General features: G+C 67.1%; 29 protein-coding genes and 1 tRNA gene. 22 read left to right on the top strand and 8 right to left on the bottom strand.

The genetic code is table 11. The features are described from left to right. Positions 1-165 precede the first annotated feature (165 nt). Positions 166-1,299 (bottom strand): acyl-CoA dehydrogenase family protein, encoded by a 1,134-nt coding sequence (locus BX604_RS14375; protein ID WP_098552875.1) that lies wholly within the window; start codon positions 1,297-1,299, stop codon positions 166-168. A 137-nt stretch (positions 1,300-1,436) separates the two neighbouring features. Here BX604_RS14375 and BX604_RS14370 point away from each other — a divergent pair, with 137 nt between their 5' ends. From BX604_RS14370 to BX604_RS14335, 8 genes are all read left to right on the top strand, one after another. Further along, on the top strand, positions 1,437-2,474 hold the full coding sequence (locus BX604_RS14370) for an AraC family transcriptional regulator (protein ID WP_098551373.1): 1,038 nt from the start codon (positions 1,437-1,439) through the stop codon (positions 2,472-2,474). Between the two features lie 121 nt (positions 2,475-2,595). Next, positions 2,596-4,164, top strand: a complete 1,569-nt coding sequence (locus BX604_RS14365) for an NfeD family protein (RefSeq protein WP_098551372.1) — start codon at positions 2,596-2,598, stop codon at positions 4,162-4,164. Beyond that, positions 4,161-4,934 carry a slipin family protein gene (locus tag BX604_RS14360; RefSeq protein WP_098551371.1) on the top strand — a complete coding sequence of 258 codons (774 nt, stop codon included), beginning with the start codon at positions 4,161-4,163 and terminating at the stop codon, positions 4,932-4,934. Before BX604_RS14365 ends, BX604_RS14360 begins: the two co-directional genes overlap by 4 nt. A gap of 334 nt (positions 4,935-5,268) precedes the next feature. Beyond that, positions 5,269-6,165: a M24 family metallopeptidase gene (locus BX604_RS14355; protein ID WP_098551370.1), complete on the top strand. Its 897-nt coding sequence runs from the start codon at positions 5,269-5,271 to the stop codon at positions 6,163-6,165. Positions 6,166-6,208: 43 nt separating this feature from the next. After that, on the top strand, positions 6,209-7,996 hold the full coding sequence (locus tag BX604_RS14350; RefSeq protein ID WP_098551369.1) for an SDR family oxidoreductase: 1,788 nt from the start codon (positions 6,209-6,211) through the stop codon (positions 7,994-7,996). A 34-nt stretch (positions 7,997-8,030) separates the two neighbouring features. Beyond that, on the top strand, positions 8,031-8,948 hold the full coding sequence (locus tag BX604_RS14345; protein WP_098551368.1) for a metal-dependent hydrolase: 918 nt from the start codon (positions 8,031-8,033) through the stop codon (positions 8,946-8,948). A gap of 101 nt (positions 8,949-9,049) precedes the next feature. Then, on the top strand, positions 9,050-9,337 hold the full coding sequence (locus BX604_RS14340) for a hypothetical protein (protein WP_098551367.1): 288 nt from the start codon (positions 9,050-9,052) through the stop codon (positions 9,335-9,337). Positions 9,338-9,588: 251 nt separating this feature from the next. Continuing rightward, a complete protein-coding gene (locus BX604_RS14335) occupies positions 9,589-9,966 on the top strand; it encodes a DUF2917 domain-containing protein (protein WP_098552874.1) in 378 nt (125 codons plus the stop codon). 173 nt (positions 9,967-10,139) lie between these two features. Here the strand turns inward: BX604_RS14335 and BX604_RS14330 are convergent, their stop codons facing one another. Beyond that, positions 10,140-10,418: a hypothetical protein gene (locus BX604_RS14330; RefSeq protein WP_006480752.1), complete on the bottom strand. Its 279-nt coding sequence runs from the start codon at positions 10,416-10,418 to the stop codon at positions 10,140-10,142. A gap of 761 nt (positions 10,419-11,179) precedes the next feature. Between BX604_RS14330 and BX604_RS14320 the strand changes: the two genes are divergently transcribed. After that, complete coding sequence (locus BX604_RS14320; protein WP_098551366.1) at positions 11,180-12,481, top strand: NCS2 family permease; 1,302 nt, start codon at positions 11,180-11,182, stop codon at positions 12,479-12,481. Between the two features lie 91 nt (positions 12,482-12,572). On the opposite strand, the gene BX604_RS14315 is transcribed toward BX604_RS14320, so the two are convergent. Further along, positions 12,573-13,424 carry a LysR substrate-binding domain-containing protein gene (locus BX604_RS14315; RefSeq protein WP_098551365.1) on the bottom strand — a complete coding sequence of 284 codons (852 nt, stop codon included), beginning with the start codon at positions 13,422-13,424 and terminating at the stop codon, positions 12,573-12,575. 202 nt (positions 13,425-13,626) lie between these two features. Between BX604_RS14315 and BX604_RS14310 the strand changes: the two genes are divergently transcribed. Genes BX604_RS14310 through BX604_RS14300 form a run of 3 tightly spaced genes read left to right on the top strand, consistent with a single transcriptional unit; the run spans position 13,627 to position 15,359 of the window. Then, positions 13,627-14,154 (top strand): sugar ABC transporter, encoded by a 528-nt coding sequence (locus tag BX604_RS14310; RefSeq protein ID WP_098551364.1) that lies wholly within the window; start codon positions 13,627-13,629, stop codon positions 14,152-14,154. Between the two features lie 11 nt (positions 14,155-14,165). Further along, on the top strand, positions 14,166-14,492 hold the full coding sequence (locus tag BX604_RS14305) for a hypothetical protein (protein ID WP_098551363.1): 327 nt from the start codon (positions 14,166-14,168) through the stop codon (positions 14,490-14,492). A gap of 3 nt (positions 14,493-14,495) precedes the next feature. Further along, positions 14,496-15,359: an MBL fold metallo-hydrolase gene (locus BX604_RS14300; RefSeq protein ID WP_098551362.1), complete on the top strand. Its 864-nt coding sequence runs from the start codon at positions 14,496-14,498 to the stop codon at positions 15,357-15,359. 120 nt (positions 15,360-15,479) lie between these two features. On the opposite strand, the gene BX604_RS14295 is transcribed toward BX604_RS14300, so the two are convergent. Together BX604_RS14295 and BX604_RS14290 are read right to left on the bottom strand one after the other, a co-directional pair. Next, positions 15,480-15,767 carry a DUF1488 domain-containing protein gene (locus tag BX604_RS14295; RefSeq protein ID WP_096501666.1) on the bottom strand — a complete coding sequence of 96 codons (288 nt, stop codon included), beginning with the start codon at positions 15,765-15,767 and terminating at the stop codon, positions 15,480-15,482. Positions 15,768-16,008: 241 nt separating this feature from the next. Beyond that, on the bottom strand, positions 16,009-16,200 hold the full coding sequence (locus tag BX604_RS14290; RefSeq protein WP_098552873.1) for a DUF2964 family protein: 192 nt from the start codon (positions 16,198-16,200) through the stop codon (positions 16,009-16,011). A gap of 379 nt (positions 16,201-16,579) precedes the next feature. Between BX604_RS14290 and BX604_RS14285 the strand changes: the two genes are divergently transcribed. From BX604_RS14285 to BX604_RS14250, 9 genes are all read left to right on the top strand, one after another. After that, a complete protein-coding gene (locus tag BX604_RS14285) occupies positions 16,580-18,472 on the top strand; it encodes a sigma-54-dependent Fis family transcriptional regulator (protein WP_098551361.1) in 1,893 nt (630 codons plus the stop codon). Positions 18,473-18,559: 87 nt separating this feature from the next. Further along, complete coding sequence (locus BX604_RS14280; RefSeq protein ID WP_011659384.1) at positions 18,560-18,862, top strand: 2Fe-2S iron-sulfur cluster-binding protein; 303 nt, start codon at positions 18,560-18,562, stop codon at positions 18,860-18,862. Between the two features lie 62 nt (positions 18,863-18,924). Next, positions 18,925-19,419, top strand: coding sequence for an SRPBCC family protein (locus tag BX604_RS14275; RefSeq protein ID WP_098551360.1), 495 nt, complete (start codon positions 18,925-18,927; stop codon positions 19,417-19,419). A 105-nt stretch (positions 19,420-19,524) separates the two neighbouring features. Next, positions 19,525-19,902, top strand: coding sequence for a DUF2946 domain-containing protein (locus tag BX604_RS14270; protein ID WP_098551359.1), 378 nt, complete (start codon positions 19,525-19,527; stop codon positions 19,900-19,902). A 189-nt stretch (positions 19,903-20,091) separates the two neighbouring features. Continuing rightward, complete coding sequence (locus BX604_RS38965) at positions 20,092-20,241, top strand: hypothetical protein (RefSeq protein ID WP_179894804.1); 150 nt, start codon at positions 20,092-20,094, stop codon at positions 20,239-20,241. Beyond that, complete coding sequence (locus BX604_RS14265) at positions 20,238-20,603, top strand: copper resistance CopC family protein (protein ID WP_098551358.1); 366 nt, start codon at positions 20,238-20,240, stop codon at positions 20,601-20,603. The genes BX604_RS38965 and BX604_RS14265 overlap by 4 nt, the downstream gene beginning before the upstream one ends. A 76-nt stretch (positions 20,604-20,679) precedes the next feature. After that, positions 20,680-21,126 carry a copper chaperone PCu(A)C gene (locus BX604_RS14260; protein ID WP_098551357.1) on the top strand — a complete coding sequence of 149 codons (447 nt, stop codon included), beginning with the start codon at positions 20,680-20,682 and terminating at the stop codon, positions 21,124-21,126. Between the two features lie 32 nt (positions 21,127-21,158). Further along, positions 21,159-21,332, top strand: coding sequence for a hypothetical protein (locus BX604_RS38960; RefSeq protein WP_175777121.1), 174 nt, complete (start codon positions 21,159-21,161; stop codon positions 21,330-21,332). A gap of 81 nt (positions 21,333-21,413) precedes the next feature. Continuing rightward, entirely contained in the window at positions 21,414-22,043 is a 630-nt protein-coding gene (locus tag BX604_RS14250; protein ID WP_098551355.1) for a LysE family translocator, read from the top strand. A gap of 22 nt (positions 22,044-22,065) precedes the next feature. Here BX604_RS14250 and BX604_RS14245 read toward each other — a convergent pair whose 3' ends face one another. After that, complete coding sequence (locus tag BX604_RS14245) at positions 22,066-23,391, bottom strand: leucine-rich repeat-containing protein kinase family protein (RefSeq protein WP_098551354.1); 1,326 nt, start codon at positions 23,389-23,391, stop codon at positions 22,066-22,068. Positions 23,392-23,539: 148 nt separating this feature from the next. Here BX604_RS14245 and BX604_RS14240 point away from each other — a divergent pair. Continuing rightward, positions 23,540-23,624, top strand: a tRNA-Leu gene (locus tag BX604_RS14240). A 174-nt stretch (positions 23,625-23,798) separates the two neighbouring features. On the opposite strand, the gene BX604_RS14235 is transcribed toward BX604_RS14240, so the two are convergent. Both BX604_RS14235 and BX604_RS14230 read right to left on the bottom strand, forming a co-directional pair. Further along, a complete protein-coding gene (locus BX604_RS14235; RefSeq protein WP_098551353.1) occupies positions 23,799-24,080 on the bottom strand; it encodes a PAAR domain-containing protein in 282 nt (93 codons plus the stop codon). A gap of 60 nt (positions 24,081-24,140) precedes the next feature. Next, entirely contained in the window at positions 24,141-24,944 is an 804-nt protein-coding gene (locus BX604_RS14230) for a lysozyme inhibitor LprI family protein (RefSeq protein WP_098551352.1), read from the bottom strand. Between the last annotated feature and the right edge of the window lie 21 nt (positions 24,945-24,965).

Genomic DNA, 24,965 nt, shown 5'->3' with positions numbered 1-24,965 from the left:
TCCGTCTCCAGTCTCCAAACCCGGCGGTCAACCGGCGCATGCGCTGCAGCCCATGCCCGGCTCCGTGTCGCGCGGCGCACGGTCACGTCGTTGCGTGCCGCGTTCACCGCGCTACCCTCGTGCGCTGCGCGTTCATATCGTTGTCTGCGCAACGAACATCGCGACTCAAAGCTGTCGCGCAATCACCATCCGTTGCACCTCGCTGGTGCCCTCGTAAATCTGCGTGATGCGCGCGTCACGATAATGACGCTCGACTTCGTAATCGGCCAGGTAGCCGTAGCCGCCGTGAATCTGGATCGCATCCGAACACACGCGCTCGGCCATCTCGGACGCGAACAGCTTCGCCTGCGACGCTTCCGACAGGCACGGCAGCCCGGCGGTGCGCAGCTTCGCCGCGTGATGCACGAGCAGGCGCGCCGCGTTGATCTGCGTGGCCATGTCGGCGAGCTTCTGCTGGATCGCCTGATGCTCGGCGATCGGCTTGCCGAACTGCACGCGCTCGCCCGCGTAGCGGCGCGCCTTGTCGAACGCGGCGCGTGCGATGCCGAGCGCCTGCGCGGCAATGCCGATGCGCCCGCCTTCCAGGTTCGACAGCGCGATCTTCAGCCCTTCGCCGCGATTGCCGAGCAGGTTTTCTTCGGGAATCGCGCAGTTATCGAGCGTGATCGGGCACGTGTCCGATGCGCGGATGCCCATCTTCTTCTCCGGCTTGCCGACGATGAAGCCCGGCGTGTCGGTCGGCACCAGGAACGCGGAAATGCCGCGCTTGCCGGCTTCCGGGTCGGTCATGGCAAAAACGATCGCGACCCCGGCACGCTGGCCGTTGGTCACGAACTGCTTCGCGCCGTTCAGCACCCATTTGCCGTCGCGCAGTTCCGCACGCGTGCGCAGGTTGTTCGCTTCGGAGCCGGCCTGCGGCTCGGTCAGGCAGAACGCGCCGATGATGCGGCCCGCCGCCATCTCGGCGAGCCAGCGATCCTTCTGCGCCGGCGTGCCGAAACCGAGGATCGGCCCGCAGCCGACCGAGTTGTGCACGCTCATCATCGTCGCGCACGCGGCGTCGCCGGCGGCGATCTCTTCCATCGCCAGCGCATACGCGACGTAATCCGTATAGGCGCCGCCCAGCTCCTGCGGCACGATCATCCCGAGCAGGCCGAGTTCGCCGAGCTGCGCGACGACGGCGTCGGGCAATTGCGCATCGTGGTCCCACTGCGCGGCGTTCGGTGCCAGCACCTCGGTGGCAAAGGCGCGCGCGGCGTCGCGAATCATCCGCTGGTCTTCGGTATAAAGCTCGTCCATGGTGCTGCTGTCTCCCGCGGCCGCGTATCGCGACCGACCTTCCGTTTCGATGCAACAAGTGTAGGCAAGCACGCGCGACTGTTCGATGCTCGCGCCGCTCATTTACACTGAGCGTTTTTGCCATACCGGCGGCGCCGATGAAGCAGGAAGACAAGGGAACCGTCGCGATCAGCCTCGTCGCGTACAGCGTCGCGCTCGCCACCCGGCGCGGCGTCGCGGCCGAGCCGCTGCTCGCGCAGGCCGGCATCGCGTCCGCGCTGCTGGCGCAGCCGCGTGCGCGCGTGTCGGCGCAGCAATACGGCGCGTTGTGGAACGCCATTGCGCGCGCGCTCGACGACGAGTTTTTCGGGCAGGATCGCCACCCGATGCGCGGCGGCAGCTTCATCGCGATGAGCCAGGCCGCGCTGTCCGCGCAGGACGGGCTGCACGCGATGGCGCGCGCGGTGAATTTCATGCACTGCGTGCTCGACGACCTGCACGCGGAGCTGGATGCCAATCCGCAGCGCGTGCGGCTGCGTTTCGTGCACCGCAACAGCGCCGCGGCGCCCGCGATGTTCACGTACGCGACCTATTTCATCATCGTCTACGGGCTCACCTGCTGGCTGATCGGGCGACGCATTCCGGTGCTGCACGCGAGCTTCCGCTGCGACACGCCGCCCACCGATCACGAATATCCGTCGATGCTGTGCGACGACATGCGGTTCAACCAGCCCGATTCGTATGTCGATTTCGATCCCGAATTCGCGACGCTGCCGGTCATGCAGAACGCGAAGACGCTGAAGGCGTTCCTGCGCAACGCGCCGGCCAGCTTCATCGTCAAGTACCGCAACCCGAACGCGCTCGCGCAGCGCGTGCGCACCGTGCTGCGCGGGATGCCGCCGGCGTCGTGGCCCGGCGCGGGCGGGATGGCCGCGCGGCTGCACGTGGCCGAAGCGACGCTGCGCCGCAAGCTGCACCAGGAAGGCCACGCGTACCAGTCGATCAAGGACACGCTGCGGCGCGATCTCGCGTTCGAGGCGCTGGCCGATCCGTCGCGCACCATCGCCGACGTCGCCGCCGCCACCGGTTTCGCGGAGCCGAGTGCGTTCTACCGCGCGTTTCGCAAGTGGAGCGGGCGCAGCCCGGCCGAGTATCGCGAAGAAGCGCTCGCGCGCGGGGGCGGCAGCGCAGGCTGAGTACAGGGCCGGCGACCCCGCCTTCGCGCTTTCCGCCGAAACCGCCTAATCTTCAAGCATCGGGCCAACGCCCTTTCCGCGAGCCGGACGGCGTGCGGCCGCGCGCCGCCCGGACGCCCCGATGCGCATTCATCGTCATGGGCCGCCGCCCGCTTCCCCCGACGGCCGCCCCCGTCACCCGCTTTCCGCGCGGGTCGCGCGCGCCGCACTGTTCGCGGCGCTGCTCGTCGTATGCGCGGCGCTCGCCGCGCCGCCTGCATCGGCTCCCGCTGCCGCTCCCGCCGCTACGCCACCGGTCGTCGTGATCCCGGTCAACGGCGCGATCGGGCCGGCCAGCGCCGATTTCATCGTCCGCTCGCTCGAGCGCGCCGCGCACGAACACGCGCCGCTCGCGATCCTGCAGCTCGATACGCCCGGCGGGCTCGACACGTCGATGCGGCAGATCATCAAGGCGATCCTGGCGTCGCCGGTGCCGGTCGCGGCGTTCGTCGCGCCGGGCGGCGCACGGGCCGCCAGCGCGGGCACCTATATCGTCTACGCGAGCCACATCGCCGCGATGGCGCCCGGCACCAACCTCGGCGCGGCATCGCCCGTGCAGTTCGGGATCGGCGGCGGCGCGCCGGGGGCGACGCGGCCGCCGCCCGCCGGGGCGTCGGGAGCGTCGAGCGCAGCCGGTGCGTCCGGCGCATCCGCGACGCCAGCCGCCGAGCTGCCGAACGACACGCAATCCACCGAGATCCGCAAGGCGACGCAGGACGCCGCCGCGTACATCCGCGGCCTCGCGCAGTTGCGCGGCCGCAATGCCGCGTGGGCCGAGCGCGCGGTGCGCGAAGCCGTGAGCCTGTCGGCGAACGAAGCGCGCGCGCAGCATGTCGTCGACCTGATCGCGCAGGATCCCGCCGATCTCGCGCGCCAGCTCGACGGCCGTACCGTGACGACCACCGCCGGCACGCTGCACCTTGCGACCGCGCATGCGCCGCTCGTCGTGCTCGCGCCCGACTGGCGCAGCCGCTTCCTGTCGATCATCGCCGACCCGAACGTCGCGCTGATCCTGCTGACGATCGGCATCTACGGCCTGTTCTTCGAATTCGCGAACCCCGGCTTCGTGCTGCCGGGCGTCGCCGGCACGATCTGTCTGCTGGTCGGGCTGTTCGCGATGCAGTTGCTGCCGATCAGCTATGCGGGCCTCGGGCTCGTGCTGCTCGGCCTGGGCTGCCTCGTCGCCGAGGCGTTCCTGCCGACCTTCGGCGTGCTCGGCTTCGGCGGGATCGTGTCGTTTACGATCGGCGCGCTGATGCTGATCGACACCGACGTGCCCGGCTACGGGATTCCGTGGCCGGTGATCGCGGGCCTCGCGGTCGGCGGCGGGTTGCTGGTTGCCGGCGTGTCGAGCGTCGCGCTGCGCGCGCGGCGGCGGCCGGTCGTGACCGGCGCCGAGGCCATGCTCGGCAGCATCGGCGAAGTGCTCGACGACGGCCTCCATCCGGATCAGCCGCATGGCGCCGCCGGCCCCGCGCCGTCGGCCGCGGGCTGGGCGCTCGTGCACGGCGAACGCTGGCGCGTCGCGAGCAGCGAACCGCTCGCCGCCGGCTGCCGCGTGCGCGTCACCGGCCGGCACGGGCTGATGCTCACCGTCGCGCCGTTGTACGACGCGCGACCGCAGAACCCACGTCAGGGAGAACCTTCATGATCGGTTACACGTTCGGCTTCAGCAGCGTCCTGATCGTCTTCATCGTCGTGCTCGCCGCGTCGTCGATCCGCATCTTCCGCGAGTACGAGCGCGGCGTCGTGTTCATGCTCGGCCGGTTCTGGAAGGTAAAGGGGCCGGGGCTCGTGCTGATCATCCCGATCGTCCAGCAGGTCGTGCGGATCGACCTGCGCACCGTCGTGTTCGACGTGCCGTCGCAGGACGTGATCACGCGCGACAACGTGTCGGTGAAGGTCAATGCAGTGGTGTATTTCCGCGTCGTCGATCCGGAGAAGGCCGTGATCCAGGTCGCGCGCTACGTCGAGGCGACCAGCCAGCTCGCGCAGACGACGCTGCGCGCAGTGCTCGGCAAGCACGAACTCGACGCGCTGCTCGCCGAGCGCGAGCAGTTGAACGCGGATATCCAGAAGACGCTGGATGCGCAGACCGACGCGTGGGGGATCAAGGTGTCGACGGTCGAGATCAAGCACGTCGACCTGAACGAGACGATGGTGCGTGCGATCGCGCGACAGGCCGAGGCCGAGCGCGAGCGGCGCGCGAAGGTGATCCATGCGGAAGGCGAGCTGCAGGCATCGGAGAAGCTGCTGCAGGCCGCGCAGCGGCTCGCGCTGCAGCCACAGGCGATGCAGTTGCGCTACCTGCAGACGCTGACGACGATCGCGGCGGACAAGAATTCGACGATCGTGTTTCCGCTGCCGGTCGATCTGCTGGGGGCGTTGCTGGATCGCTTGGGGTCGAAGCCGGAACGGTGACGGTGGCGCCTGCCCGACGTCGCCCGTTCGCCCGCCGGGATTTCCGGATCATCGGCTCGGGAAGCCCGCGCGCAGGCCGGCCGGAGACATCCCGGCCGGTACGCCGAGACAGCTGCGGCGTATCGGTCCCCGGACTCGCGTGCCCTCGGCCCCTCTAGAGCCCTCCCTCCATTTCCCCCTTCCATTAGGACAAATCCTCACTTCCCGGCACGCGGAACCGTCTATGATCTTTACATCAATCAATGACACATTAAATGCTGACTGAATAACCCGTGATGGCGACATCGGCGGGCGCGTTCCGGATCGGCACCCCACCTGGAGACGGAGACGCATCATGGCCGACCACCCGCTGCCGGAAGTCCACCTCGACGAGCTGCCGCAATTCCGCGCGGTCCAGCAGCTTGCCTACCGCTGTGTCGAAACGATCGGCGCGATGCTCTACCCCGGCATCACCGAGAAGGCAGCCGCGCGCCTCCTGACCGAATGGCTGCAGGACAACGGCGTGCACGACTGGCTGCACAAGCCGTTCGCGTGGTTCGGCGACCGCACCGCGTTCGAAGGCTTCTCCGGCCTGAAGCACATGGGTGGCTTCAATCTCGCGTTCTTCCCGAGCAACCGTCAGCTCGAGACCGACATGCCGGTGATCCTCGACGTCGCGCCCGTGCTTGACGGCGTCGTCGCCGACGTCGGCTACGCGCACTGCCTCGGCCACAACCCCATCCTCGAGCAGTTGCAGGACGACCTGATGGACCATCGCGACATGATCGTGCGCCTCGTGAAGGAGCGCCGCTCGATGGCCGAGGTCGCGCAGGCGGTCGACGCGCTGTGCCGCCGCCAGGGCGTCGAACCGCGCCACAAGGCGTACCCGTTCAAGGTGCTCGCGCATCGCGTCGCGAAGATCCACAAGCTGTCGAAGCCGCGCTTCGTCGCGCGCTTCGGCTTGAACGCAACGCGCAACCTGCTGCTCGACCAGGGCCGCGCGGCCAAGCAGCAGGGCTGGTCGCCGCTGTGGTCGATCGACCGCCGCTCCGAGCATGCGCCCGTGCCGGGCCTGTGGGCCGTCGAACCGCATCTCGGCTTCGCCGGTGTCGGCGCGAAATTCGAGGAACTGCTGGTGATCACCGACGACGACGCGTACTGGCTCGACGACGACCTGCCGCACGTGCGCCGCTGGCAGCGTCGCCAGGCCGAACGCGCGCAGGCCGTCGCGAGCGTGCCGGCCGCCGCCTGACGCACCCGCGCCCTTCCCCGAATCCCTGAACGACGGACTCACGATGCAGCCTCTTTCCGACGAAGCGCCGCTGGCCCTGTTCGAATCGGTCCACAGCGAGACGGCCGTCGCCTCCGGCGACCTGACGCTCGCGGTCAGGACCTGGGGCGACCCGTCCCGCTCGCCGGTCGTGCTCGTGCACGGCTATCCCGACGACAGCAGCGTGTGGCAGCAGGTCGCGCCGCTGCTCGCGCGCAAGCACTACGTGATTGCGTACGACGTGCGCGGCGCGGGCCTGTCCGGCGCGCCGAAACGCACGGCCGACTATCACCTCGCCAAGCTGACCGACGACTTCGTCGCGGTGATCGACGCGCTCTGCCCGGGGCGCGCGGTCCACCTGATCGCGCACGACTGGGGCTCGATCCAGGGCTGGGAATTCGTCACCGATCCGCGGCTCGCCGGCCGTATCGCGTCGTACACGTCGTGCTCGGGGCCGTGCCTCGACCACGTCGGCTTCTGGCTGCGCGAACGGGTGCTGCACCCGACACCTGCGTCACTCGGCAAACTCGGCGGCCAGCTCGTGCGCTCGTGGTACGTGTACCTGTTCCACCTGCCATTCATCCCCGAGCTCGGCTGGCGGCTGTGGCTCGGCCGGGCATGGCCGGGCCTGCTGCGCCGGGTCGAGAAGACGCCAGCGGCAGCACGCGCGACGCAGGCCGACGACGGCGCGCGCGGCGTGCGCCTGTATCGCGCGAACTTCATCCGCTGCCTCTTCGCGCCGCGCGAACGCTACGCGCATGCGCCGGTGCAGACACTCGTGCCGCTCGGCGACAAGTACGTGAGCCCGGCGCTGTCCGAGAACCTGTCGCGCTGGGTCCCGCAGTACTACCGTCGCGAAGTCGCGGCCGGCCACTGGCTGCCGCTCGCCGACCCGGAACGCTTCGCCGGCCTCGCCGAGCAGCTGATCGACACGGTCGAATCGGGCAATGAGCCGCCTGCGCTCGCGAATGCACGCCGCCGCGCAACCAGCGGCCGCTTCAGCGGCAAGGTCGCGGTCGTCACGGGTGCGGGCAGCGGCATCGGCCGCTGCGCGGCGCTCGCGTTCGCCCGCGAAGGCGCGACGGTCGTCGCGTGCGACATCGATCTCGCGAGCGCCGAGCGCACCGCGCTGCTGCTCGGGCTGACCGGTGCGCAAGCCCACGCGAAACGCGTGGACGTCGGGTCCGCCGACGACATGGAAGCGCTCGCGACGTGGGTCGGCACCGAACTCGGCGGCGCGGACGTCGTGATCAACAACGCGGGCATCGGCATGGCCGGCGGCATGCTCGATACGAGCGCCGCGCACTGGGAGCGCATCCTGCACGTGAACCTGTGGGGCGTGATTCACGGCTCGCGGCTGTTCGCGCAGCAGATGGCCGCGCGCGGCACCGGCGGCCACATCGTCAATACCGCATCGGCCGCCGCGTTCGGGCCGTCGCGCGACCTGCCCGCCTATGCGACGACGAAGGCCGCCGTGCTGATGCTCAGCGAATGCATGCGTGCGGAGCTCGCGGAAAAAGGCATCGGCGTGACGGCCGTCTGCCCGGGTTTCGCGGAAACCGGAATCATGGCGTCGACGCAATACGCGGGCGCCAACGCACAGGACGAGGCACGGCTGCGCAAACGCGCGACGAAGCTGTACCAGATGCGCGGCCTGAAGCCCGAAACCGTCGCGCAGGCGATGGTCGACGGCGTGCTGCGCAACCGGCCGGTGGTCGCGGTGGGCACCGAAGCGCATCTGCTGCGCTTCGTCGGCCGCTTCATGCCGTGGCTTGGCCGGATGCTCGCCCGCATCAGCATGGCATCGCATTGACGGCGCAGGCCGCCGCACAGCAACGGAGACACAGATGACCGCTACCGCCGACTACCACAAGATCAAGGCCCGGCACGTGAAGTTCGACTTCAGCGACACGCCGATCACCTGGGTGCCGAACGACCCGGGCAGCACGCACATCATCAACACGCTGAACCTGCTGTTCCCGGAAGGCGAGCTGTGGTTCTGCCGCGTGTACAACAAGGCGCTGCCGCACATCACCGATGCACGCCTGCGCGACGAAGCCGAAGGTTTCCTGCGCCAGGAAGCCGTGCATTCGCGCTCGCACGGCGGCGTGCTCAAGCACTACTACGACCGGCACGGGATCGACACGAAACCGTTCACGCAGAAGCTGAACTGGCTGTTCACGCGCGTGCTCGGCGAAGCGCCGTTCGGGCTGAAGATCGGCCACACGCGCTTCTGGCTGCGACAGCAGCTCGCGGTGATCGCATCGCTCGAACATTTCTTCGGCTATCTCGGCAACTGGGTGCTGAATGCGCACGGTCTCGACGAAGGCCACGCCGACCCGACGATGGTCGACCTGCTGCGCTGGCACGGCGCGGAGGAAGTCGAACACCGGACCGTCGCGTTCGACATCTACAACCACATGGGCGGCACCTACCTGGAGCGCTGCGTGCACATGGCGTTCGTGATCGCGCTGCTGCTCTACTTCATCACGAGCGGCGCGCGGTTCATGTACCGGCGCGACCCCGCCGCCGGCCGCTATCCCGGCTTCGTGCTGTCGTGGTGGAAGGGTTCGCGGCGCGGGCACCTGCCGTCGTTCTGGAAAGTGATCGGCGCGGCGCTGCGCTATTTCAAGCCGGGCTATACGCCGCACCATGAAGGCTCGACCGAGCAGGCGCTCGCGTATCTCGCCCGCTCGCCGGCCGCGCAGGCGGCCGCGCACGGCGGCAACTGGGGCACGGCGAAGGGCACGGAATCGGCTGCGTAGCAGGTTGCGTATCCGTTGCGCAATCGCCTTCATGACGGTTCCGGCGGGCGTCGCCCGCCGAAATGCGTACAATCGCGGCTTCATTTCCCGGAGGTGCCGCGATGGCCATGAAGAAAACCGATCTAGAAAAGAACAAGGCGCTCAAGCTGACGCAGTCGATGAAGCAGTCGAGCTCCGCGCGCTTCGGCAAGGGCGTCGACGACGCAGCGAAGCTCGATCGCCGCGCGCAGCGCAAGCTCGACCAGGAACAGGGCCTCGTGCCGTTCGCGTGCAAGCTGAACGCCGAGCTCGTCGAACAACTGAAGGCACACGCCGCCACGCATCCGAACGGGATGACGGGCCTGCTGTCCGAACTGCTCGTCAACGGGCTCGCCCAGCGCGACGCGTGATCGCCATCTGTCTCGAAAATAGTCGTTGACAACGCCGTACGACATCGACAAACTCGTTCGCATGCCTACGTTCAAGCACATCGCCATCGCGAATCATTGCCCGATGAACATTCGAAAGAATGGTTCACGGGAGGCGCTTGTGCGTTAGCATCCGAGCAGTACCGCATGTCACACAAGGCCTCACCGGAAACGGATGAGGCCTTTTTGTTCTGGTGCACGTCATCCGTCCGGCTCAATGAATGGAGAAGACGATGGACCAGGCAAGCCCGTTGTTCGACCGTCCCGATCTGCGCCGCACCGGCACGATCGCGTTACCGACCGTCGTGATCCGTTTCGCGGTTGCGCCGCGCACGACACTCACCTGGCGTGCGCCCGGCGATGCGGAAATTCGCGCGCACGGCGCGCCACTGTGGGTCACGCGTCCGCCGAGCGTCGACGACTACTGGGTGCAACCCGGCGACGTGCTGCGCATCGCACGCGGCGATCGCATCTGGCTCGGCACCGATGACGCACGATCGGCCGAAGCATCGATCACGCTCGCCTACGTGCGACGCGGCGAACGGCTCAAGCGCACGCTCGCGCAAGTGCAACGTTTGCTCGTCGGACGATGGCGGAGAACGGAAGAATGATGATGCGCGCTCACGCGCAGAACGGGTGTCACGCAATGCGCGCGATCACAGCCCGTGGAAACGGACGCACCCGCGGCGCAATGCGTCGCAGGTGCGCATCGAATGACGCGGCACGCGCGTGCGTGCCGCGAGCGATCGCGCGCCGTGCGCGGCCCTCGAATGCATCGAGGGTATCAGGTGCTGGCGGCGAGACGCGGGCCCGTGCTGCGAGGCGTGGAATCGAGATCGGGGCGTTGCGCCGCCTGCGAGGTCACCCACGGGTCGATGCCTTGCTTTTGCACCTCCTCGAGAAATGACACACGTGTGCGCCAGTAATCCGCCTGTAATTTCGCATCGATGACGCGCTGTTCGGCTGCGAACAGTTCCATACGCGCCGTCACGAGCATCGACGCAGCGGTTTTTTCCGGCGTGGGAGCGTGCCGCATCGCCCAACGACTGATCCAGTTCAACATGCTGACCTCCGTGATTACGGACGAACCCGCATCGGGCAATCGCAATCGGTCGCGCCTGCCCGAACGCGCAGCGACCGTCACCGCACTTCACCGCCTGACCCGCACGGACTGCGACTCCCCCGCGTCGGCAACAACCGGCCGGCGTGTGTGCGCGGTGTATCTATCCTAGAAAGAGTTGCCGGTTTATGCGATGGGGTCTTGCAATCTTTTACACAGAAACCACAGTCGGACCCGCATCACGAAATGACAGTTGCGCACGGAACGGCTTCGGCGCACGATAGCCCGATCGCTGCAACCGCCTGGACTGACGAATGGCCGATGCACGCCGCTGCGCATTCGCCGCGGCCACGCTCGCGCGTTCACGCGTACCTCGCATGTGCGCCGCGTTCGCCCAGCATGCGGGCGCTCCGTTTCAGTCACATGTCATCACGTGGCAGCCGCGCCACATGCAGGCGCCATCTCGTTGCGCCCGCATCGGCCGATACCGGCCCCCCCGCTTTCGAACCGTTTCCATCGTTTCCACCTGCCCGCTTCGCGCGAACCGGTAAAATGCGCGCCTTCCTCGCGCGGCAGGGCTGCCTGACCGTCCGCGCGAGCGCAGCCGATCGAGCCCCACGACTATATCGTCCGAGCTATCCGCGCTATTACAATCCGCCGATAGTTCGGCAATAGTGGCTGGTTACAGTAAGCCGGCCGCGCGCTGCCTTTACAACAATTCGGCATAACAAGCAACACGACAACCCGACCGGAGAAACGCCTTCATGGAATCCATCAAGCGGTATTTCGGCTTCGCTGAAGCCGGCACCGACTTCCGCACCGAAATACTCGCGGGCGTCACCACGTTCCTGACGATGGCCTACATCATCTTCGTCAACCCCGCGATCCTCGGCGACGCCGGCATGCCGAAGGAATCCGTGTTCGTCGCGACCTGCCTCGTCGCGGCGCTGGCGTCGATCATCATGGGGCTGTACGCGAACTACCCGATCGCGTGTGCGCCCGGCATGGGCCTGAACGCGTATTTCGCGTACACGGTCGTCAAGGGGATGGGCTTCACGTGGCAGGCCGCGCTCGGTGCGGTGTTCATCTCCGGCTGCCTGTTCCTGCTGGTCACGCTGTTCCGCGTGCGCGAGGCGATCGTCAACGGCATTCCGAGATCGCTGCGCATCTCGATCACCGCCGGCATCGGGCTGTTCCTCGGCATCATCTCGCTGAAGACGTCCGGCGTGATCGTCGGCAACCCGGCCACGCTCGTCGCGCTCGGCGACCTGCACAAGCACGACACGATCCTCGCGATCATCGGCTTCTTCACGATCGTCACGCTCGACCACCTGCGCGTGCGCGGCGCGATCCTGATCGGCATCATCGGCGTCACGATCCTGTCGTTCTTCTTCGGCGACAACCAGTTCCACGGCGTGTTCTCCGCGCCGCCGTCGATCGACGCGACGCTGTTCAAGCTCGACATCCGCGCCGCCCTGTCGACCGGCATCATCAACGTGATCCTGGTGTTCTTCCTCGTCGAGCTGTTCGATGCGACCGGCACGCTGATGGGCGTCGCGAATCGCGCGGGCCTGCTCGTCGAAGGCAAGATGAACCGCCTGAACAAGGCGCTGCTCGCCGACAGCACCGCGATCGTCGCGGGCTCGATCCTCGGCACGTCGTCGACCACCGCGTATATCGAAAGCGCGTCGGGCGTGCAGGCTGGCGGACGGACGGGTGTGACCGCGCTCACCGTCGCCGTGCTGTTCCTCGCGTGCCTGTTCATCGCCCCGCTCGCCGGTGTCGTACCGGCCTACGCGACCGCGCCCGCGCTGCTGTACGTGTCGTGCCTGATGCTGCGCGAGATGGTCGACGTGCCGTGGGACGACGCGACCGAAGCCGTGCCGGCCGCGCTGACCGCGCTGCTGATGCCGTTCACGTACTCGATCGCGAACGGCGTCGCCTTCGGCTTCATCGCATACGGCGGCCTCAAGCTGCTGACGGGCCAGGCCCGCTCGGTCAAGCCGATCGTGTGGATCATCGCGGCCGTGTTCCTGTTCCGCTTCTTCTACCTCGGCAGCGAGTGATGCACGCGCCCCGGCGCGATGCACGATGAAACAACGCCACCTTCGGGTGGCGTTTTCGTTTGAGTGCGCGTGCAGCGCCGACGATACCCGATCACGCCTGCGCCTCGCCGAGCACCCAGCGTGTGAAGGTCTGCAGCGGCCCTTCGCCAAGTTCCAGTGCATCCGGCAGCACGAGACAGAACCGCTTGACCACGTCGCGGCCGTCCGGCCAGGGCGCCGCGAGCATGCCTTGCTCGAGCTCGGCGCCGACATACAGCCGCGGCACCAGCGCGACGCCCAGCCCGGCCACGGCGGCCGCGATCAGCATCGAGTAAAGATCGTAGCGCGCGCCGGCGGCCGGATTGCTCACCGGCAACCCCGTTTCGTGCACGTACGCCGACCACGCATCGGGCGTCTGGCGCTTGTGAAGGCGCGGCAGCGTGCCGAGCAGCGCGTCCGGATCCCCGCCGGCGAGCAGCGACGGATGGCAGACCGGCACGAGCACCTCCTCGCACAACCGGTACGTATGCATGCCGGCCCATGCCGGATGCTCGAAGTGAATCGCTGCATCGAAACCGCTGCCGGCCAGCACGAACGGCTCGGCGCGATCGGCGAAATGCACCGTGATGTTCGGATGCTGCGCCTGAAACCGCGCGAGCCGCGGAATCAGCCAGCGTGTCGCGAACGTCGGCGTCACCGCAATGTCGATACTGCCGCCGTCACCGGGCTGCCCCATCATGTACTGGCTGTCGCGCTCGAGCCGGTCCAGCACTTCGCGAACCTGCGCCGCGTAGCGCACGCCGTTCGGCGCCACCCGCACGCGGTTGCCGACCCGCTCGAACAGCGCGACGCCCAGAAACGCCTCGAGCCGGCCGATCTGCCGGCTGATCGCCCCTTCCGTCAACGCCAGTTCGTCGGCGGCACGCGCGAAGCTGCCATGCCGCGCCGCGGCCTCGAATGCCATCAATGCCGAATTGCTCGGAATCCTGCGTCGCGTCACGATTGCTCCCGGTTCTGCGGTGGTCGGCCGAAGCTTGACCAAAGATCAATGAACGGTGATGAATCATCGTTTTTCGCCCGTTCTATGGCTAATTATCATGACAAAAACTCAACCCGTCGAGCGGCAATAGGTGCCGAAGGCCGCTCGCTACCCCGTTGGAGGTGTCATGATCTATGCCGTTGAATGCAGCTTCGCCGATCCCGCGACCGAAGCCGAATGGAACGACTTCTACAGCCGGATCAAGCTTCCCGCGCTGATCTCCGTGCCGGGTTTTCGCACGTCGCAACGCTTGCGCGCCGCCGGCGGCGACGGCCCCGTCTACCTCGCGCTGCACACGATCGACAGCGCCGACGTGCTGGCGTCGGCCGCGTATCGCGACAACGGCGGCGGCAACTTCGCGCGCTGGCAGCCGCACATCGTCGAGTGGCGACGCAACGTGTACGACAGCGCGGCACCCGCGCCGGTCGTCGCCGGTCATCAATGGCTGGCCGTTTGCGAAAACGCGGCTCCGTTCGCGCAGGCGGGCATCGCCGCTACAGTCATTCACGCTGTCGCGCTGGACCATCAGCCGGCATCCCGGTGGCTGGCCGTCCTCGATCACGATCAGGCGCGGCACGCGTCCGAGGCATCCGGTGCCGCGATCCGGCTCTATGCGCCGATGGGCGAGCCGCTCGTCAGCCCGGCTGCACGCTGAGGGGGCCTGCCATGCCCAGCGTCACGATTTTCATCGCGGAAGCGAACATGCCGTCGAACGCCGCGCTCGACGCGTTGTCGTCGGCCTGCACGACGCTCTGTACCGACGTGTTGCAGGCCGCACCCGGCACGGTCCACGTCATCCACGTTCCGGTCCGGCACGGCTGCGGACATCCCGTCAGCGCCGAAATCCGCTATCGCATCCAACCGTTTCGTACCGCTGAATTAATGGACCGTTTCATGGTCTCGCTCGATCGCGAGATGCTTCGCCACACCGGATGCGTCGCGCGCATCCGCTGCTTCGGCTACGACGCCGACCACCTTCACGCCCGACATTGAGCCATGAGCGCCTCCCTTCCCCGCCTCCCGTTTCCGTGCCGTCAGGTCGGCGATTTCTCCGTCGTCGCGATCAGCGACGGCACGCTGACCGCCGGCCTCGACCTGCTGTCGAACATCGAGGTCGACGACGCGACCGGCATCATGCATCGCGCGGGCATCGCCGCACCGTCGAGCGTCAATATCAACTGCTACGTGATCCGCGGGAACGGCCGTACCGTGCTCGTCGACACCGGTGCCGGCGGCATCCGGAACTGGGGCGGCCTGCTGATGCCGTCGCTGGCGCAAGCCGGCATCGACGCGCGCGACATCGACACGATCCTGCTGACGCACGCACACCCCGACCACATCGGCGGCCTGCTGGACGCGGACGGGCAACCGGCCTTCCCGCACGCGGAGGTGCTCATTCACGAACGGGAGCTTGCGTTCTGGCTGGACGACGCAGCGTTCGAGCAGGCCAACGAACGGGCCCGCGGCAATTTCCGGATCGCGCGGCGCGCGTTCGATGCCTGTCGCCCCCGGCTGCGCGCCATCGAAGCGGGCGACGTGCTGCCCGGCATCGCCGCGGTGCCGCTGCCGGGACATACGCCCGGTCATACGGGGTATCGGGTCGAATCGCATGACGAACGTCTGTTGATCTGGGGCGATCTCGTGCACTTCGCACCGATTCAGGTCATGCGTCCGGACGTGTCGATCGCGTTCGATCACGATCCGGCGCTGGCCGTCGTGACGCGCGCGACCACGCTCGCCAAAGCGGCCTCGGACAACCTGTTGATTGCGGGCATGCATCTCGCCGAAACGGGCTTCGCGCGCATCGCGCGAACGCACGGCGAAGCCGGTGGCGCGTATGCGCTCACCGGTGCGGCATGACAGACGCAGAGGGAGGCGACGCGCGCAGCGTCGCGCGTGCGCACGACCCGGCACGCATGCGCCGATATGACACGGGCGCCGGTAACCGGCGCCCGCACAGTCGCTGCCCGGTCGTCCGGTTCAGCGCCAGTTCGCTTCGTAGAAGCGCACGTAGCCGCTACGCAGCGTCACGCATTGCGCACGCGTTTCGGACAACAGCCGCCGTGCGGCCGCCTCGATACGTTCACGATGCTGATCGTACGCACCGACCATGTCCTCGAAGCGCGGCGATGCCGCACCGAAATGGTCCTCCAGCGCCTCGGCTGTGATCTGACATTGGACACGCTCGCCATTGACCAACGCCATGAACCCGAGCATCAAATCGCGCCCCGAATATTCGGGCTTCTCGTTCGTGAAATGGATCTGCATGGGAGCCGCCTATCGCCGGTAGAAAGCGAATGACCGCGTCCGTCGTCCGCTACCGGCCGGACGAAAATGTACGCGGGCTGACCGACAGAGGCACGATGCGCGGGGGTATGGCGCGGACAATGCATGCCGGTTGCCTTCACTTTAGACGGTTTCACGCAAGAGGCAAAATTTGCGATGTGCGTCGTTCCGACGCGCATTTCGTCTGACCTGCGCGGCATCCGGCACCATCAGTCAAACGGCGTCAGTGAGGGTCGGTCGGCCAGATGTTCAGCGAGATCGCTGCGGTCGTGGCGCCCACCGCGATGGCGGCGGCCCCGTATCGAACCGCGGTGCTCAGATCGAACAGCAAACCGTGGATCGCCACGGCGATGCCGCCCAGCATGATGAAGGTGGCGATGGCCGCCAGCACGACTCTTAGTTCCGTTCGAACCATGATGCGTCTCCCGAACGGATGCATGTCACGTCGCATGCATGTTGCGATGCGGAACACGACGCGTGCGTGTTCCGTTTCAATCATTGCAGGCGCACGCTTAAAAGCAAGGGGATTTTGTTCGCGGTCGCGCAACGCGCGCGGCGCTTGTATGATGGTGCGATATCGAGACGGCGACCAAGGTTTGGGTTGTTGCGGTGCGGAAGCACCAACTTGGGTCGACCGCGAAGCATGGGACCAGAGTAAGCGCTGAAGTGCCGACCTGGGCCGACCGCGAAGCATGGGACCAGAGTAAGCGCTGAAGTGCCGACCTGGGCCGACCGCGAAGCATGGGACCAGAGTAAGCGCTGAAGCGCTAACTCTGGCCGACAGGAGACAAGGCATGCCTCAATCTTTCGTGCTGCCCGCCACCACGGGCCGCATCGACCTGCTCGCGCAGGCCCATGCGCGTTCGACCGCGGTCGGCCTGCGCGCGAACGAGCGCCCCGATTTCTCACCGCTGTCGCGGCTCGCACTGCGCGAACTGCTCGACACCAACCATTCACTGTTCGCGCACGCGCGCCCGGTGATGGAGGACCTCCACGCACAGATCGCCGACACACAAAGCCTCGTGGTGCTCACCGATGCCGACGGCGTGATCCTGCACAGCATCGGCGACGCGGACTTCATCGAGAAAGCGAACCGCGTCGCGCTGTGCAACGGCGTATCGTGGGCCGAAGGCGCACGCGGCACCAACGCAATCGGCACCGCACTCGCGTCCGGCCAGGCCGTCGCGGTACACGGCGCCGAACACTTCCTGCGCGCCAACCACATCCTCACCTGCTCGTGCGCGCCGATCATTGATCCATTCGGCCGCACGCTCGGCGCGCTCGACGTAAGCGGCGACCCGCGCGGGTTCAGCTCCCATACGCTCGCGCTGGTGCGGATGTCCGCGCAGCTGATCGAGAACCATCTGTTCGCGAACCAGTGCGCGCAGGCGCTGCGGCTGCGCTTTCACGCACACGAGGATTGCGTCGACTCGCTGTTCGCCGGACTCGTCGCATTCGGCCCGGACGGCGGGCTGATCGCCGCGAACCGCAGCGCACAATTCCAGCTCGGCGCAACGTTCGATGCATTGCAGCATCAAGGCTGCGATGCGCTGTTCGGCATGCAGTTCGGCCAGCTCGCCCAGCAAGCGGCGCGCGCGCCCGGTGCATCGTTCCGCCTGACGCTGTCGACCGGCGTGCGCGTGCTCGCGCGCTGCGAATTCGCGGAAGCGCACAAGACGACGGTCGCCGTCACACCGCCCGCGCCCGCCGCGCGCGTGCCCGCGCCGGATCCCGATGCAATCACGTTCGCGACGCTCGACACCGGCGACGCACGCATGGCTGCCGTGCTCGAACGCGTCGCGAAGATCCGCGGACGCGACCTGCCGCTGCTGATCCTCGGCCAGACCGGCACCGGCAAGGAATGGCTCGCCCGCGCGCTGCACCACGCGTCGCCGCGCTCGGACGGCCCGTTCGTCGCGGTGAACTGCGCGGCGCTGCCGGATTCGCTGATCGAGGCCGAACTGTTCGGCTATGAAGACGGCGCCTTCACCGGCGCACGCAAGCGCGGCAGCCCCGGCAAGATCGCGCAGGCCGACGGCGGCACGCTGTTTCTCGACGAAATCGGCGACATGCCGCTCGCCCAGCAAGTCCGGCTGATGCGCGTGCTGCAGGAACGCGCGGTGATGCCGCTCGGCGGCGCGCGCGCGGTGCCGGTCGACGTGCGCGTGGTCTGCGCGACGCACCGCGACCTGCGCGCGATGATCGCCGAAGGCACATTCCGCGAAGACCTGTTCTACCGGATCAACGGGCTCGCGGTCACGCTGCCGGCGCTGGCCGACCGGACCGACCTGCCGGCGCTGGTCGAGCGCATCGTCGCGCGGCTCGCGCGCAGCGAGCCGATGCCGTGCCGTCTCGCGCCCGACGTGCTCGACGCATTCATGCGCCACCGCTGGCCCGGCAACCTGCGGCAAATGACCAACGTGCTGCGCACCGCCGGCATGCTCGCCGAAGACGAAGCCGAGATCGCGCTCGCGCATCTGCCCGACGATTTCTGGCTCGACTGCGACGATGTCCCGACGGCGCCCGCCGCCGAACCGGCCGACGCAAGCGAGACGACGACGCTGCAGAGCCACCAGGCCGCGGTGATCGATGCGGTGCTCGCGCGGCACGGCGGCAACGTGTCGGCGGCCGCGCGGGAACTCGGGCTCGCCCGCAATACCGTGTACCGCTACCTGCGCCGCCATTGACGTCGCCGGCCGGCCGCCCGACGGGCGCCGGCCGCATGCGGCTTCGGGTATGCTTGGCGCTTGCCTTGCCCCCGCCCGTTTCGCCCCATGACCGATCCCGACCACCCGCCTCTCGTGCGCATCGAGCCGCTCGGCGCGACGTTCGACGCACCCGATTCGCTGACCCTGCTCGAAGCCGCCGCGTTCGCGCACGTCAGGCTGCCGCGTTCGTGCCGCAACGGCACGTGCCGAAGCTGCCTGTGCAGGATCGTCAGCGGCAGCGTACGCTACACGATCGAATGGCCGGGGCTGAGCCGCGAGGAAAAGGCCGACGGCTATACGCTGCCGTGCGTGGCCGTCGCGACGTCGGATGTCGTGCTCGACGTGCCCGACGCGGAGATGATCGACTGAACGCGGCGCGCCGTTGCGCGCCGTCCCGCAACCGTGACGGGCACGCCCGTCGGGAGAATGTGATGACCCAGTCAACCGATCGCATCGAGAAACAGGCCGTGCTCGCCGCGCCGCCGGCGCGCGTGTGGGAAGCCATCAGCAATTCCGGGGAATTCGGCACGTGGTTCGGTGTCACCTTCGACGGGCCGTTCACGGAAGGCCAGCCGCTGTTCGGCCGCATCACGCCGACCCGCGTCGACGACGACGTCGCCAAGGCGCAGGAGCCCTATGCGGGCGCTGTATTCGAAATCGTCGTCGAGCGCGTCGAGCCGAAGCAACTGTTCTCGTTTCGCTGGCATCCATTCGCGATCGATCCGAACTTCGACTATTCGGCCGAGCCGATGACGCTCGTCACGTTCTCGATCGCCGAGCAAAACGGCGGCACGCGGCTCACGGTCACCGAAACGGGGTTCGACCAACTGATCGAAGCGCGCCGCGCGAAGGCACGCGAAATGAACGATCACGGCTGGGCCGCGCAGATGATGCTGATCACGAAATATCTGGCGACGCACGCGTAGCAGGCCCGTGCCCGCCATCCCCGGCATGTGGATGCGCGGATGCCGGCATCGCGGGGGGCGTGGCATAATCCGCCCCATCGCAGTCCTCACGCCGCTGCTCATCGCATGCTCAGTCGTCGCCTCCGGAAGATCGGCAGTCTGATCGGGATGCTCGCCATCCTGATGACGGCGCTCGCGCCGACGATCTCGCAGGCGCTGACGACGCAAGGCCGCGTCGATGCCCTGCTCGCCGGTTACTGCACGGCCGGCCCGGCTGCCGGCAACGATCAGACGCATTCGTCATCGAAGAGCCTGCAAGCCCATTTGCAGGCGTGCGGCTATTGCAGCCTGCTCACCCACACTCCCACGCTGCCCGCGCCCGAACTGACGTTCGCGGCCCATGTGCGTGTCATCCAGCATCGCGCGGCAACCCGCTTCGAAAGCCTGCGCCGCGCGTTGCCGCTCACGGCCGCGCAGCCGCGCGCCCCACCCGCCTCCGCCTGAACCGTAGCCCAGCGCGCGATGCCTGAACGCATCGCGCCGTTCGCGCGCGCCCTGCCGGCGCCCGTGTCGTGTCACGTTCACGAGGACGATCATGTCGCCCCTGATTGCCGCGCGCCGCATGGCGCCGTGCGCTTGCGCCGCCGCCGCGCATGAGCATGCGCATGCGCATGCGTGCTGCCCGGAAATCGCATGCGCCCCGTCACGCTGACCATCGACGACCGCAGCGTCGGCGATGCGTTCGACTCCCGGCACGGTCACATCGAGACCCTGCTGCGGGTTCGCGTGCATCTCGACGACATTTCCTCCCACTCGATTCGCAACAGCTTTCTCAATCCATGAAAACCGCCACGCTTTTCCGCGGCGCCGTCGCCGCACTGACCTTCGTCATCGTCCAGGCCGCCCACGCGCACGCATTTCCGAAAACGCAGCAGCCGGCCGCCGGCGACACGCTCACCGCCGCACCGCAAGCCGTCACGATCGATTTCGACGAAGCACTGGAACCGGCATTCAGCTCGATCGCCGTGACCGACAGCCACGGCCAGTCGGTCGCGACCGGCAAGGCCGTCGTCGACGATGGCAACCGCAAGCGGATGCACGTCGCGCTGACGAGCCTGACGGCCGGCACCTACACGGTCGCATGGGTCGCCGTGGCCAGCGACGGCCACCGGACCCAGGGGCACTACGCGTTCACGCTGAAGTGACGCACGCATCCCGACACCGTCAGGAGCGCACCGCCGCTCCCTCTGCACCCCGTACTTTCGATAAGGAGAACACCTGATGAAACGCTCGATTCCGGCCGCCCTGCTGTGTGCACTGTTCGCGCTGCAAGCGCCCGCCACGTTCGCCGCGTCCGCCGTACAGGCCGACGCATGCTGGATCCGCACGATGCCGGCAACGGTGCCGTCGTCCGGCTATTTCACGTTGAAGAACGACGGCGACGCGCCCGCCACGCTGACGGGCATCGACACCCCCGCATACGGGATGGCGATGATGCATGAAACGCTGACGAACGGCAGCACCGCGAAGATGGTGCACGTCGACACGGTCATCGTCCCCGCACACGGCACGCTGGTGTTCAAGCCGAAGAGCTATCACGTGATGCTGGAGGACCCGAGCCAGCCCGTCACGCCCGGCGCGAAGATTCCGTTCCGGCTGCATTTCGCCGACGGCTCGACGGTGTCCGTGACCTGCGACGCGAAGGCGCCGTCGTACGCCGGCCAGTAACGCGACCAGCGCCACGACCGATGGAGACGAACATGAAAGAACGCCTGCCGCTGGCCGACCTGATCGTCCGCTACCGGACGCCGCTGAACGTCGCCGTGCTGATCGTCTGCGGGCTGTGGGCGGCGTGGATCGCGTGGATGACGCGGCCCGCCGCAATTGATGCGCCGTCGTCGATCGCCCCTTACTGCGTGCGCGACGCGCGTTGACGCTGCGCATCGGGGTGACCCGCGCCGTGGCATCATGCGCGGTGCCACCCCGATCGCAGAAACCGTCTCCCGGAGCACCGCATGTCCATTCAGACCTGGATGCTGTTTGCCGCAGCCTATCTCGCGACGACGCTGTCGCCGGGCCCCAACGTGCTGCTCGTGATCCGCAATACAGTGCGCTACGGCACGCGCGGCACCGCCGCGACGATCGCGGGCAACCTCGTCGCGCAGGGTGTGGTGGTGATGCTGGTCGCGCTCGGCGTCGGCGCGGTGCTCGCCGCCATGCCGCCGCTGTTCGTCGCGATGAAGATCGTCGGTGCGGCGTATCTGATCGTTCTCGGCATCCGGCAACTGCGCGGCGGCCGCAGCCAACGCTCGCCCGACGGCAACGCGGCAATCGTCGAGCCCGACCGCAGGAAGCTGTTCCGTGAAGCGCTGTTCGTATCGGGCAGCAACCCGAAGACGATGATCTTCCTGTCGGCGTTCATGCCGCAGTTCATCGCGCACGATCGTCCGCTCGCGATGCAGTTCGTCGTGATGTACGCGACGATCGCCTGCACCGTCGTCGTCGTCCACAGCGTCTATTCGTTCGGCGTGCGCCGGCTCCATCGCGGCTTCGGCGTCAGCCCCTGGGTGCGCGCGGCCAAGCGCGCGAGCGGGCTGCTGTTTGTCGGACTCGGGATCAAGCTGCTGGCCGCGCGGCAGGCGTAAGCGCCGCCACGGGTCCGGCTCGTCAGCGCTTCGATGCAGCCAGTGAAGCCGCAATCGCGTCGAACGACGGACGCGCATCGACGTCCTCGTTCAGACACGCCGCCGCAAGCGCTTCAAGTTCGTGCGCCCCTTCCCGCGCACGCGGCTCGCATCGCGCCAGCAACTCGCCGAGCAGATAGCCGAACGCCCTGACTTCCAGCCGTTCGAGCCGCGCTGCGTGCGCGCGGTCATTCACGTCGTAGACCGACGCCGCGCCGAAATCGCCGAGCAGCGCGCCGCCCTCGCCGTCGTGCAGAATGTTGTGCGCATACAGGTCGCCATGCAGGATGCCGCGCGCATGCAGATGCGCGGCGACCGACGCGATGCCGTGCGCGATCCGCGCCGCGGCCGCCGGTGTGAACCGCATATCGTCGGCATAGACATCGCGCGTGCAGGTCGCGAAGCTCGGCGGCCCGGCGAGGTTCGTCCGTGCCGGATCGACCAGTTCCATCACGAGGCCGTGCGTGCCGTCCGGATGACCGCGCACCTTGCCGATCACCGGGATCATGTTCGGGTGGCGTCCCGCGTGCAGGCAGGCGGCCATTTCGCAATCGGGCAGGCCGTCGCTCGTCATCGCGCCCTTGAACAGCTTGACCGCGACCGCGCGCGGCGCCTGGCCATCCGCGTGCCATTGCGCGCGGTAGATGACGCCCGATGCGCCTTCGCCGAGTTTCCGGTCGCAGGAGAGCGACGTCCAGTCGATGTCCGCGACGCCCGACTCGGCGGACGCGGCCGCCTCCGGCGCAGCGCCGAGCGGATTGCCTGCGGCCGCGAGCCACGCGAGGCGCGGCAACCGCAGCAGCCAGTCCGGCAGCGCGTCGAGCCGGTTCGCCGACAGACGCACGAGTTCGAGCGCGCGGCATGCGGCCATTTCAGCGGGCAGCGCGCGCAGCCGGTTGCCGGCGAGCATCAGCTTCTGCAGGCGCGAGCAGGCGCCGATCTCGGCGGGCAGCGCGTCGATTGCGTTGTCGGTCAGGATCAGCCAGCGCAGCGCGCGCGGCAGCGAATGGCGCGGCACCGTGCGGATCCGGTTCGCCTTGAAGCCGATCATGTCGAGTTGCGTGCACGTGCCGAGCACTTCCGGAAATTCCGTGAAGCGGTTGGACGACGCGAACAGGATGCGTAGACGGTGCAGCCGCGACAGATCGTCCGGTAGCGCGGACAGCGCATTGCCGGACAGGTCGAGCACTTCGAGCGTGTCCGCCAGATCGAGGATTTCGCGCGGGAATTCGGTGAGCCCGCACGTGAGCTTGAGTTGCCGGGCGCCCGCCAGCTGGCCGGCCTGCAGTTGTTCGAGAGTGGTCGTCACGGGGAGAAAGCGGTTGCGATTGCGATGATCGTCGGATCAATCGCACCAATTTTACCGGGATCGCTTTCGCGTGCCGCACAATCGTGTCATGCCCCCTTCACAAACGCGCAATGTGACGATAGAATTGCGGCCCTTGCAGTACTGAAGTGCCGACGTGGTGAAATTGGTAGACACGCTATCTTGAGGGGGTAGTGGCGAAAGCTGTGCGAGTTCGAGTCTCGCCGTCGGCACCAGAATCAATCCGATGATGCAACTGCTTCATCGCGACACTTCAGCCGTGTTTTCTCACCGGCCGCTCTGACACACATCGTTATTGCGGGACCCAGAAGTCATCCTCGTCCCGAGTCAGCCATCCATTTCACCTGCGTATCAGGCGGTTCCATGGCGAGCCGGGCGCGAGCACATCGCTAGTCTCCTACCCGCGCGGCGGTACTTCCGATCAATGCGCAACCGCATTCGGTGTGGTGTCCATGTAGCGCGACTCGTTCGCCGCCGATCGTCAGCGTCGGATGCGCCTCGATGATCCTGTTGATTCCGTGCGGTTTGCCGTCGGGATATTTTTGCGGACAATCGACGAGATCGTGCAGGCGAGCAATCGCCTTGCCTCCGATGGTATGGATGTCCGAGCCGCTGATCACGCGGCCGCCGTGGGACGTCGTATCGCCGACCACGATGATAGTTAGTGCCATCCTGCCTCTGGAGTGGAGAACGGATTGGGCTCGTGCGGCCTGGGCGGCCGCACAAGCGCATCAATCGCCGTCCTGGTTCGAGTCGGTTTCCGGATAAGACGGGTAGGTGGCTGCTATCTTGCCCTTGATGTAGGCGACGCGGGCACGATACACCTTCAGCAAACACGCGGCATCAGTGCACGTGTTCCGCACAGTCCGGATCCAGCTGATTTGATTCTGCCGCACCGGGTCCTGATATGAAATTTCCTTCGAGTCAGTCAGCAGCATCGCGACGTAGCCGCGATTGACCGTCGCATCCAGCTTGGTCAGGTCCGGATTCTTGCATATGAGCTGCTCGACGTTCGTACCGGCCTTGCCGCAATCGAAACTCTGCTCCGCATTGACGGGCGCGTGCGTCTGGCGCTCAAACAGGTACGCCCAGGAGCCGTCCAGCAGAACCATTTCGTCCGGCGATTGGTAGATCATCGCGGAACGCAGCCCCTGACAAAGCGGTGCGTCGACATCGCCGAGAATGTAGGTGTCGGTCAGCGCCGCACCTTTCGCATGGAACTTGGTGTTCAGAAAGGCATTGAATTTATCTCGCGAGCCAAAGGAGTGCGAGATAACCGGGTCAACATAGAACTTCATCTTCTTGTCGACCTTTACGCTGCAACTGTGCCCGGTGTAATGAAAGACGAACGCGCTGCCATCGAACGTGAGGGATCCCGCCGTCAGCGGATTGACCGGAAATGGCAGGTTATGCGTATCACTGCCCTGTTCGAACTGGGCTGCCCCCGTCATGCGATACGTGTCCTGAGCAGCGGCATAGGCCGGCAACAGAAGTACCGACATCAAAAGGAGTAGACACTGCTTGAGTTTCTTCATGGCGAAATTCGACGTCGTTCG

The organism is Burkholderia sp. JKS000303, from assembly GCF_002563755.1.
Taxonomy (GTDB): domain Bacteria; phylum Pseudomonadota; class Gammaproteobacteria; order Burkholderiales; family Burkholderiaceae; genus Burkholderia; species Burkholderia anthina_B.
The sequence above is the reverse complement of the archived record's forward strand: the minus strand, read 5'-3'. Positions and strand labels throughout refer to the sequence as shown.